10 protein-coding genes are annotated in these 10,993 nt (G+C 42.3%); 2 read left to right on the top strand and 8 right to left on the bottom strand.

Features of this window, described 5'->3' with window-relative positions:
* Positions 1 to 190: 190 nt before the first annotated feature.
* From D0463_RS16910 to D0463_RS16900, 3 genes are all read right to left on the bottom strand, one after another.
* A complete protein-coding gene (locus D0463_RS16910) occupies positions 191 to 1,492 on the bottom strand; it encodes an NCS2 family permease (RefSeq protein ID WP_117308549.1) in 1,302 nt (433 codons plus the stop codon).
* A 347-nt stretch (positions 1,493 to 1,839) separates the two neighbouring features.
* Entirely contained in the window at positions 1,840 to 2,403 is a 564-nt protein-coding gene (locus D0463_RS16905; protein ID WP_117308548.1) for a beta-class carbonic anhydrase, read from the bottom strand.
* 88 nt (positions 2,404 to 2,491) lie between these two features.
* Positions 2,492 to 3,292, bottom strand: a complete 801-nt coding sequence (locus D0463_RS16900) for a hypothetical protein (protein WP_117308547.1) — start codon at positions 3,290 to 3,292, stop codon at positions 2,492 to 2,494.
* 224 nt (positions 3,293 to 3,516) lie between these two features.
* Here D0463_RS16900 and D0463_RS16895 point away from each other — a divergent pair, with 224 nt between their 5' ends.
* Complete coding sequence (locus D0463_RS16895; protein ID WP_117308546.1) at positions 3,517 to 3,945, top strand: acyl-CoA thioesterase; 429 nt, start codon at positions 3,517 to 3,519, stop codon at positions 3,943 to 3,945.
* Between the two features lie 52 nt (positions 3,946 to 3,997).
* On the opposite strand, the gene D0463_RS16890 is transcribed toward D0463_RS16895, so the two are convergent.
* A complete protein-coding gene (locus tag D0463_RS16890) occupies positions 3,998 to 4,318 on the bottom strand; it encodes a DUF4870 domain-containing protein (protein ID WP_117308545.1) in 321 nt (106 codons plus the stop codon).
* Between the two features lie 155 nt (positions 4,319 to 4,473).
* Between D0463_RS16890 and D0463_RS16885 the strand changes: the two genes are divergently transcribed.
* The gene (locus D0463_RS16885; RefSeq protein ID WP_117308544.1) at positions 4,474 to 5,256 is read left to right on the top strand and encodes an undecaprenyl-diphosphate phosphatase; all 783 of its coding nucleotides are present in this window, start codon (positions 4,474 to 4,476) and stop codon (positions 5,254 to 5,256) included.
* A gap of 49 nt (positions 5,257 to 5,305) precedes the next feature.
* Here D0463_RS16885 and D0463_RS16880 read toward each other — a convergent pair whose 3' ends face one another.
* From D0463_RS16880 to D0463_RS16865, 4 genes are all read right to left on the bottom strand, one after another.
* A complete protein-coding gene (locus tag D0463_RS16880; RefSeq protein ID WP_117308543.1) occupies positions 5,306 to 6,733 on the bottom strand; it encodes a PAS domain-containing sensor histidine kinase in 1,428 nt (475 codons plus the stop codon).
* 156 nt (positions 6,734 to 6,889) lie between these two features.
* The gene (locus D0463_RS16875) at positions 6,890 to 7,039 is read right to left on the bottom strand and encodes a YflJ family protein (RefSeq protein ID WP_117308542.1); all 150 of its coding nucleotides are present in this window, start codon (positions 7,037 to 7,039) and stop codon (positions 6,890 to 6,892) included.
* A gap of 117 nt (positions 7,040 to 7,156) precedes the next feature.
* Complete coding sequence (locus D0463_RS16870) at positions 7,157 to 8,233, bottom strand: undecaprenyldiphospho-muramoylpentapeptide beta-N-acetylglucosaminyltransferase (protein WP_117308541.1); 1,077 nt, start codon at positions 8,231 to 8,233, stop codon at positions 7,157 to 7,159.
* A gap of 136 nt (positions 8,234 to 8,369) precedes the next feature.
* Positions 8,370 to 10,124 carry a M14 family zinc carboxypeptidase gene (locus tag D0463_RS16865; protein WP_160118466.1) on the bottom strand — a complete coding sequence of 585 codons (1,755 nt, stop codon included), beginning with the start codon at positions 10,122 to 10,124 and terminating at the stop codon, positions 8,370 to 8,372.
* Between the last annotated feature and the right edge of the window lie 869 nt (positions 10,125 to 10,993).

Genomic DNA, 10,993 nt, shown 5'->3' with positions numbered 1-10,993 from the left:
GACGTTGATTCATCATCCTTGAATAGACACCGCACGAGAAAATGCGTATGCATTTTCGAGGAGTCTCTCAGATTCCCTTCCCAAAAACAACATTATCGTTTAACAGAGCCTATGAAATAAAAAAAGCCATTCCCAACGCAAAGGATTCCGCAAATGGCAGAAACCTGAACGCTGGAACAGCTTCTTTTTGTTACCCGAGCACTTGGAATACAAAGTACACCAGGAAAAGTGCTGCTATTGAATACATGACGATGGAAACCTGTTTCGCCTTGCCAAGCATAACCTTTAGAAAAGGATACAGGACAAATCCAACTGCCATTCCGTCAGCGATGCTGTACGTGAACGGAATCATCGCGATGATCATGATAGCCGGAATGCTTTCAGACAAATCGCTGAAATCGAGATGCTTGATATTTTCAAGCATGAGTATCCCAATGATGATCAGTATCGGAGCAATTGCGCTATCAGGAATGATTTTAATGACCGGTATAAAAAGCATCGACAAAAGAAATAAAAGGCCGGTCACAACCGAAGTAAATCCGGTACGGCCGCCGGAAGCCACACCTGCTGCCGTTTCTACCGTTGCCACAGTAGGACTCGAGCCGAATACGCCTGACAAGAGAACCGATACACCCGTTGCCCTGAACGCTTTTTGATATCGTTCAGGCCGTTTGATGCTGTTAACATGGCCGTGAACGAGGCCGATATTCTCAAAAATGATGACCATCGTCAACGAAAATACGGCAATCCAGAATTCAAATTTCCCTAGTTCCATAAAAGACATGGAAAAGAACACTTCTTTATATGCCCCTGGATCCATTCCGCCAAATGACAGTTCGGAGAAATCAATGGTTCCAAACAGAAAAGCAATGATGCAACCTGCAATGATTGTAATCAAAAAACTCCCCTGTATGTTTCTGATAAACAATACAAGCGCGATTAACAGTGTCAATACCGTAACGATTACGTCCGGATTCCCGAGGTTGCCGAGCGCTATCATCGAGGTCTCGCCCTTTGTAATCAATCCGCCTTTTTCCAGTCCCAAAAACATTAAAAATAATCCGAGGCCAACCGTAATCCCTTCTTTTAGGGAATTTGGAATCGAGTCGCTGAGGACCTTTGAGAAAGGGCTGAACGCGACAAAAACAAAAATAAGCCCAGATACAAAGACGGCGGCTAGAGCGGCTTGCCAGGACAATCCCATACTTCCAACCATGGTATAAGCAAACAAAGCATTGATTCCCATACCGGGTACCAGGATAATCGGTACATTCGCCCAAAACCCCATCAATAAACAACTCACTGCTGAAAGAAGGATGGTCGCGATTATCGCGCCGTCCAGCGGTATGCCCGCTTCAGCAAGGATCATCGAATTGACGACGATAATATAAACGATCGTAAAATAACTGACGGAGCCGGCAAGTATCTCCCGCTTTACTGTCGTTCCGCTTTCAGAAAGCTGAAATATCTTTTCAAAAATTGACTGTTTCATGTTGTGTCCTTACTACGTAATATCCCTCTCCCACCCGTTTGTTTCAGTGACAAACCACACTATGTGATTGTAACAGATATTTGTCTATATTCAAGTTTTCTAAAGATTGACGAGCCGTAAGGCCAGATTAGGCATAGGTTTCCTTATACAGAAAGAAAAGTGCGTGATTTTAATCAGGTCATTTGTATTCGCTTAAATGTCGCGTAAATGGACTATATTTCACTTAAATGCGCTCTGCTTTCGCTTAAATCAACTCTGTTTTCGCTTGAATGCCCTGTTTTTCCGCTTAAATCATAATCGTCACCCTGAATCAGACATAAAAAAGAACTGCAGCAACCGCCTGCAGTTCAAGCTTTGTAACCATCAACCACCACATCAAGCTTTCCGGTTTCAGGCGATATAACAAGTCCGTGAACAGATACATCTTTCGGGATTAATGGGTGGTTGCGGATGATTTGGACGCTGTTCTCCACGCTATCCGAAACATCTTCAAAGCCGCGAAGCCACTTTTTCAAGTCGATTCCTGAATGTTCCATCGTTTGAATCGTTTCTGGTGCAATGCCCCGGCTGATCAATTTCTCAATCATTGCATCCGGATTAATTGACGACATGCCGCAATCGTAGTGTCCCACCACGAATACCTCGTCCGCTTTCAGTTCGGTGACGGCCACGAGAATGCTGCGCATGGCGCTTCCAAAATGCGACGATACGACAGCTCCTGCCGTTTTTATATGCTTAATATCGCCGTTTTTGATATCCATTGCTTTGGGAAGCAACTCGACAAGTCTTGTATCCATACAGCTTAATACAACCATCTTTTTATCAGGGAATTTATCTGTTTGATATCTGACGTATTCTTTTTCCTCCACAAACTTACTGTTAAATTCAATAATTTCATTAAGCAAAGTCATTTTTCATCACCACAATTTCTATGTATTTTATGAAATTATATCAGATGCTATAGTAAAATGCCTTTTAAAAGCATCCGAGATAATCGTTCTAGTTGGAGCGGTGATTGAAAGCTGCCGTACAAAATCCGAAAATGGCTATTTTCTCTTCTTCTGTCGCATCGTCATGAAAAGATAGTATCGGAGTATTCATCTTAAACCTTTTGGCCCAATCAAGCGGCATCCAGCCCTTTTGAAAGGAAGCAATTATTTTTCCATCAGAGGCATCCATGTGAAATTTATTGAGCAGCCCGCTAACATTCACTGGCATCCATTCTTGTCCTTCTGCCGTATATATCATTCCCTTCAGACGGACAATTGATTCTTTCAAGTTTTCTTTGTAGTGCCCCACCAGCTTCCCGTTGCCGTCCATCATCGTGATCATCGTCTTGATTCCCGATTTCATTTCATATTCGGCGAGCACTTCACCTGCTGCATTCGTTAAGATGTATCGCTTTGGCAAAATGATCGAAATGGAATTCGGGATCATCCACATAAACCAATGCATCTTCCGGTCTCTTATTTCACCAAGCAATGAACCATCAGGATGAAACAACAGCACCCGTAATGTTGGCGCAGGCATGAACGCAAGTAAAATGTCCTTTGTTTCCAACGGGGATACGAGCGATACTACGTTTTGTTCCGGTAAGTCCCTCATCCTATTTTCATAAATCCGTGACCCGGTAAAATTGACAATGCTCAGGGTTAAAAAAGGCGCTGTTTCGGCAATGATGTTCCCTCCCAAAACCTTGCACACATGGAGCACAAAAAATGCAGCGGCGATGATTAGCGTGATCCAGGCGACATGGAAACACGCCCTGGCGTTTTTTTCGTAATAAGTTCGGATATTCATGCTCTACACCTTCGTTTCTATCTTTTCCTTTTGACTTCCATCCTTTGAATGCTTCGACCCATTTCTATTAATGATATTCATTTTTTATATGAATAGAATAATAGAAAATAGATTCCGCTATAAAGTTTTACCAGAGAGAGAAAGTTCCTATCATTCCATGTCCCCGCATCTTTTGTGCTATGATAGCTTCTATTACGATAATTCTTGTAGAAAGGGACATGGAGATGAATGATTTTCACATAGCAAAAAAAGAAGTCCAGCTTTCCTATGCGGATACCGACATGATGGGGGTTATCTATCATGGCAATTATGTGAAATGGCTCGAGTTTGGAAGAACTCAGCTTATCGAGGACGCAGGCTACGACTATCTTGAAATGGAAAAAGCGGGCTATTACGCTCCTGTTTATAACCTTGAAATCACTTATAAGAAATCGATCAAACTAGGCGATAGGGTTTTTGTGAAAACATGGATCGAGGAAAACCTTGGGCTGCGTACGGTATATGGTTTTCAAATCGTTAATGATAAGGATGAGGTATGCGCGGAAGGAACCACAACGCATATTATCGTGTCCAAGGATACATTTAAGCCTGTCCAGTTTAAAAAGGTCTTTCCGGAGTGGTTCCAAAAGTACGAGGAAATTAAAAAGAAATAAGAACGTCTATAAAAGCAGAAAAAATCCTGGCCGATTGGCCAGGATTCTTCATTTATAAAATGCGGAAGATCAACGGTATGCGGTACTCTTTCCCATCATACGCCTTGACGGCCGCGATGATTGTGAAAATAACACCGACCACTCCCAGAATAGGAAGGATTAGAAAGCCAATCAGCACAAACATCAGCAGACTCGCCACAATTCCGTATATTGTATAGGAAATCAGAAAGTTCAAGTATTCCCTTCCGTGATAATCAATAAAAGCGGAGTCGCCCTTTTTAATCAGCCAAATAATGAGCGGGCCGATAAAAACGGTAAAAAAGCTCGCAATATAGATAAGTGCTGCCAACAATCTTTCATCTTGGTTTACCACCTGCTAATTCCCCCTTCATGTCTCTATACTTTATTATACGTATGATTGCGATGCCGGTTTCATTTTTGATAAAATGCTCATTTTTTAGACATGTTCCTCTTTTGCCGGCATACATTTAAACAGATTGTCCTTACATGTAAACGGGAGTGAGTTTTATGTTAAGTGAATTTCAAGCATTCATACTTGGACTGATTCAGGGCCTGACTGAATTCCTGCCTATATCAAGCACCGGCCACTTATATTTGGGGCGCCATCTTTTCGGGCTGGATGAAGCGGGCATTTTTTTGGATACGATGCTTCATATCGGTACGCTGCTGGCACTCATTGTCGTTTATAAAGAGGAGCTATTCTCCTTGCTCAAAAATCCTTTTTCAAAACTGACGCTGCTGCTTATCTCCGGAACAATTCCTGCTGTGTTTGCTGGTGTACTCTTAGGAGATTGGTTTGATGAGTTATCAAGAACCGGCGTAACTATCGGCTGGGAATTCCTTGTTACCGGGTTTATTTTATGGTTTGCTGACAGCATTCAGACCGGCCGCAAAACAATTCAGGATATCTCTGTGAAGGATGCGTTCATCATCGGCTCATTCCAGGCTGCGGCAATCATGCCAGCCCTTTCGCGGTCCGGCCTGACGATCGCCGCAGGCCTTTTCTGCAAGCTGGACCGCGCAACCGCCGCGTATTTTTCCTTTTTGCTGTCGATCCCGGCGATTTCGGGAGGCATCGTGTTTCAAATGAAACCTGTACTGACCGGGAATGCTGAATACATTTCTTTCCCTTCCCTGTTAGTCGCAACGCTATCCGCCGCTATTTTCGGTTATATCGCAGTTGTCTGGATGATCAATTTCCTGAAGAAAAAATCACTGAGGATTTTCTCCTATTATGTATGGGCCCTTGGCAGTTTGATTTTAATTCTCCAATGGACGGGAATCTTTTAATATAAGCAAAATGGGCCGGCGTTCAGGCTTAAGAATCTGCATGATCGGCTTATCTGACCTCCACGTACGGAAGCATAAGGGAAACCTTTGTGCCGGATCCTTCTTCACTTTCAATGTTAATCTTTCCTTTATGGTTTTCAATGATCTGATACGATGTCATTAAACCGAGACCTGTCCCTTTTTCCTTAGTGGAATAAAAAGGCTCTCCTAGTTTAGGCAACAATTCTTTCGGGACACCGCAGCCGTTATCCATAACCTCAATACAAATAAAGTCCTGGCTCGTATGCAATGTAACACAAACGCTGCCGTTCACTTCAATCGCCTCGAGGGCATTCTGGATGATATTTACGAAAACTTGTTTCAGCGAGTTTTCATCTCCGATTACCTCCGGGACTGCGCTAATCTCAAGAATAATTTCCTTGTTATGTATATGTGCTCCTGCGCGGACAAGGTGGACAACCTGTTTAACAAGCTCCTCGATTTTAAGGACCCGCATTTTTTCAGTATGTGGCTTTGCCATCGAAAGAAACTCTGTAATGATCGTCTCGATTCTGTTTAATTCATTTAAAATAATGGCCGTATAGGCCGGGTTGTAGTTTTCCACACCTGATGACAACAATTGCAGGAAGCCTTTAATTGGCGTCAACGGGTTTCGAATTTCATGGGCGACTGCGGCAGCCATTTGACCGATGACCGCAAGCTTTTCTGATTTTCGCAGCAACTCGTCGGTTTCTATCCGCTGCTGGATATCCCTTGAAATGGAGATGAGCTCTCTTGCCTGCCCTGTTTCTTTATCCATTACAGCTTTCAGACTAGACTCTAACCATATATATTCACCGTCTTTTTTCTTGCAACGATATGTACCTCTCATTGGCACTAAATCAGAGACTACTTTTTCATATTTCTTCATGACTTCATCTCGATCATCTGGATGAATATATTCGAATGGCTTCCTACCGAGCAACTCTTCTGTTTCACAACCTAAAATCCCTTTGATTGAAGGGGATATATAAAGATAAGTACTGTCAGGTTCATGTAGAGCGATTATATCTGAAGAGTGCTCCGCCAGCAGTCTGTATTTTTCTTCCTCTTTTCGCAATGCCTGCTCTATCATCAATTTTTCAGTTAGATCAATTAATTGCCCAAGACAATATGCATTACCTGTGTGGGGATCTCGAATATAAGACACATTCAAAATGGCCGTCTTCACTTGACCATCCTTAGTGATGTATCTTTTTACTACTTCATAATCCTTCCTTTTTCCTTCTAGCAATTCAAAAAAGAGCTTTTCGTCTTTCTCATGATCCTCGGGATGCGAGCAATCACTCATAGATATATTTTTCAGTTCCTTGGCTGAATAGCCAAGGAATTCTATGAAAGCTTGATTATAAAAAGGTTTTCGATATTCTAAATCACCGATAACTTGAGGAATCCTAGACTGATAGAATACTTCTGCAAATAATTTCGATTTGACCATAAATCCTACACACCATCACTTTGCTATTCGATTTACCCCTATTTATAATTATTATAATCTATAATTATTTTTATAGCCTTGCAATATTCAGGTCTGTCAACCTGACCTGCTTTTTGTCATAAGAAAACGCGCTTCCCTTCGGATGCGCGCACTTTTTTATGGTCTGTTCTCGACGAACTCCACATATAGGTTACGGACCACATAGGTTTTATAAAGCTTCAACTTTCGTCTTTCTACAGGATGCCTTGTAATCCCCGCCTTTTTTAACTGCTGGATGAACCAGCCTTTTGAATAAATGTGCGCCATGCTCTTCCTCCTCGGCTTTCATATTGTTTATAAATATGAAAAACGAGGAAGCTTCATGACACTATTTTCTATAGGCTGGGCTAGCCTTTTAAGGCGAAGTTATACGTAAACAAGCCTCTAGCTTTTTGAACCATATTTTAAAATCATCTGGTACATTTCCTCCGCTGTTTTAAACGGTTTTTTCTTAGTCATTGTTTCCTTGTACAGCGGTGCTTTCGCAAGTAAATGGTCGAGGGTGGTTGTAAACTTTTCGAATTCCAAATCTTCTTCCTGGATCACCTTGCAAAAGCCCTGTTTCTCGAAGCTTTCAGCGTTGAGAATTTGATCGCCTCTTGATGCTTTTGCACTGAGCGGGATAAGCAGCATCGGTTTTTGAAGTCCGAGAAACTCGAATATCGAGTTGGAGCCCGCCCTGGAAACGACTACGTCTGCAGCCGCGAGCAGATCAAAGATTTCTTCATGGACATACTCAAAGGGCTGATACCCGTTCCGCTTTACATCTAAACTTATATTCCCCTTGCCGCAAATATGGATGATATTGTAGTTTTCCAGCAAACAATCGAGATGGTCGGTTATGAGACTGTTGATTTTCATGGAACCGAGGCTTCCGCCCATCACCAGCATAATCGGTTTATCATTTTTAAAGCCGCATAATTGCCTTCCTTTCATAGCGTTTCCATTGAAAATACCATTTCTTAGGATGGCTCCAATATATTTTGTTTTTTCTTTCGGCAGAGAACTCCCGGTTTCCTCAAAGGTCGTAAAGATTTTCGAAGCAAACGGCATGGCTATTTTATTGGCCAGTCCGGGGGTGTAATCCGACTCATGGATCAGGATGGGAATATTCAGCATCCTGCCGGCAATCACGACCGGCACAGATACAAAACCGCCTTTTGAAAAAATAAAATCAGGCCGGACTTGCTTTAATATTTGTCGGGCCATAAAGATTCCTTTCACAACCCGGAATGGATCTTTTATATTTTCTGACGATAAATAGCGTCTTAGCTTTCCGACAGTTACCGCCTTATAGGCGATTTCAGGAAACTCCTTTTCCATGATCTCCCGTTCAATTCCGTTGGCGGATCCTATATAGGTGACTTCCCAGGAATTTTTAAGAAATTCAGGTATGACTGCGGCATTGACAATTACATGTCCAGCAGAGCCACCGCCGGTAAATACAACTTTGCTTTTCAATATGCTTCACCCGCCATATTTAATAGTTTAGGGATTAAAAAATCATCATACACCATTCTACGTTATTGCCACCAGATAAAGTCTTCACAAAAAGAGCGAAGACATTTTGTCTTCGCTCTTTGATTCGTTTAATTGATCATTGAATTATTTCTGCTTGCGGATCAACAGCTGGTTCAACTGGTTTTGGCGGTAGCTGGCCTTTTATTACTGTGATCTTATTTGCCAAGAACGTTTCAGTAGCTGGGTACTTAATATAGTTCTTTTTCGCTCTGATTTTCTCAGCATTCTTTGTTTGCTGATCGTATTGTGTCAGGTTCGCTTCCACTGCTACATAATCTTCCGCTACAACTTGCTTCTCCATTAGTAAAATCAAGTTATATCTTGAAATATCCAAGCCAAGGTTTTCCTTGGATACTTTAGCCGGAGTGATATACTTCGCGGTTGCATATTTTTTGACATTCGTGCCATACATTTTGTTGATCCTGGCTTCGGCATTAGTAATTGATTTGTTGAAATTATTATAAGCTGAAACGGTAGTGCTATCAAGTTTGCCTTGTTCGAAATAGCCAGTTAATGTTTTATTGGCACTCACTAATTTGTCCCCATCTGTGACGGCATTCATAAAGTTAAGGGAATTGTCCCTATATGTTTTTGCCGGTTTCAAAGCGGCAGTTGGGCGTGAGCGATATTTACTTGGCAGCTTATTAATCGCCGCTTGATTTTTATTCACTTCACTATTTACTTTGTTGTATAAATCTTTGAATGCTTTATCCACTTTTAAACCACTGGCAACCTTTATATCATAGTAAGGCTGCAGTTTTTTCGCTGTTGCATCATAGGCCTTGATTTTCTTCTCCAATGCTTGGCTGGCGGCAAGCTGGCGGCTATCGTATAATTTCCCGCCTTCCTGTGCTACATAAAGGCCAACCGCACTGTTTTCGCTCCAGACTCTGGAAAACCTGCTGAGTGGTACATGGGTTTGCCCGGCATATGGGGCAATTTCAATTGTAAATGCCGATTTTTTCCTGACCCTGGAGAACCAGTCGCTGAAACCGCCTCCTCCGCCAAAGCTCTTAGGGTAAACAAGATCATAGCCGGTCATCCGGCCTAAAGCCTTCGCATACCCATGATCCCGCGTATAGCGGCTGCCTGTTTGCTGGTAGTTCCAGAATAATATCTCTCCGCTGCTGTGATAGGAAACGGCAATTTCCGGCGAGAAAGAACTAACAAACGATACGACCGCTTTCGTCTCTTTAGCGGAATGAGGCGACTTGCCCTTATAGTTCATATAGCTTGGAGACTTAGGCCCAGTGATCTGTGCCCATTTGGCATTGTATTGCCGGTTCAAATCGACTCCTTTGCCGTTTGCCTTCCACCTCTTAAAGCTTTTGCTGCCGTTATTCATTTTGATTAATCCGGCATGCGAATTTTTCGGGAAATGCTTTAATCCGGTTTGCTGAAGGGTGACCCCGTCCGGATTGACCATCGGCACAAACCAAATCTTCGAATTTGTAAGTATTTTTCTAACATCATAGCCTTTTATTTTTTGATTCCGCTGATATGCATAAGCATATTTGTCGATCATATTCATATTCACATTGGTCGTCATCCATTCCCTGGCATGGTGCGAACCGTTAATGAATACCGTTGAGGATCCTTTTCCGATCGACACAGCGAAAATATCCCGTCCATATTCGCTTTTTCCGATCGTTTTAACCTGGATAAGATCCGGGTAGACTTTTTTCAGTTTGTTAATGTCCGAGACCATATTGGAGTATGTATAGGTTTTATTCGGATTCACTATGTAAGATTGCGCGGAAGTAGTTTCCGAGAATAGAAAACATGCCAAAACAAATAATATGGCCATCAAACTGCCCTTAAGCTTATTCAATATGACCTCACCTCTTTCTGCTAATTCTACTAATTTCTACAAATATTTTAACATGATGTTAGTAGATAAATATATAGCTAAATTGCTAATCCTTATCTATATATTCGGATCATCAGACAGAAGTTTAACTTTTCTAGCAGAGATTTTGAGTATCGAGCACAAATCCGGATGATCGCGCACAAATCCAGTTCATCGAGCACAAATCCGGATTATCGCGCACAAATCCGGATGATCGCGCACAAATTCAGATCATCGAGCACAAATGCAGATCATCGAGCACAAATCCGGATTATCGCGCACAAATTCGATCATCGAGCACAATTCCGGATTATCGAGCACAAATCCAGTTCATTGAGCACAAATCCAGATGATTGAGCACAAATCCAGTTCATCGAGCACAAATCCAGTTCATCGAGCACAAATTCGCATCATCGAGCACAAATCCAGTTCATCGAGCACAAATCCAGTTCATCGAGCACAAATCCGGATTATCGAGCACAAATCCAGATCATCGAGCACAAATCCAGATTATCGAGCACAAATCCAGATTATCGAGCACAAATCCGGATCATCGAGCACAAATCCAGTTCATCGAGCACAAATCCGGATTATCGCACACAAATTCGCATCATCGAGCACAAATCTGGATCATCGAGCACAAATCCAGATCATCGAGCACAAATCCGAATTATCGAGCACAAATTCGCATCATCGAGCACAAATCCGGATTATCGCGCACAAATTCGGATCATTGAGCACAAATCCGGATTATCGCGCACAAATCCAGATCATCGAGCACAAATCCGGATCATCGAGCACAAATCCCGTTCATCGAGCACAAATCCGGATTATCGAGCACAAATCCCGTT

Origin of the sequence: Bacillus sp. V59.32b, assembly GCF_003429085.1 — a bacterium.
Taxonomy (GTDB): domain Bacteria; phylum Bacillota; class Bacilli; order Bacillales; family DSM-1321; genus Peribacillus.
This window is presented reverse-complemented; position numbering and strand designations above follow the sequence as displayed.

Coding starts and splice junctions, on each gene's coding strand:
- D0463_RS16910 (WP_117308549.1), bottom strand. CDS start 1,492: ATGAAACAGTCAATTTTTGAAAAGATATTTCAGCTTTCTGAAAGCGGA.
- D0463_RS16905 (WP_117308548.1), bottom strand. CDS start 2,403: ATGACTTTGCTTAATGAAATTATTGAATTTAACAGTAAGTTTGTGGAG.
- D0463_RS16900 (WP_117308547.1), bottom strand. CDS start 3,292: ATGAATATCCGAACTTATTACGAAAAAAACGCCAGGGCGTGTTTCCAT.
- D0463_RS16895 (WP_117308546.1), top strand. CDS start 3,517: ATGAATGATTTTCACATAGCAAAAAAAGAAGTCCAGCTTTCCTATGCG.
- D0463_RS16885 (WP_117308544.1), top strand. CDS start 4,474: ATGTTAAGTGAATTTCAAGCATTCATACTTGGACTGATTCAGGGCCTG.
- D0463_RS16880 (WP_117308543.1), bottom strand. CDS start 6,733: ATGGTCAAATCGAAATTATTTGCAGAAGTATTCTATCAGTCTAGGATT.
- D0463_RS16875 (WP_117308542.1), bottom strand. CDS start 7,039: ATGGCGCACATTTATTCAAAAGGCTGGTTCATCCAGCAGTTAAAAAAG.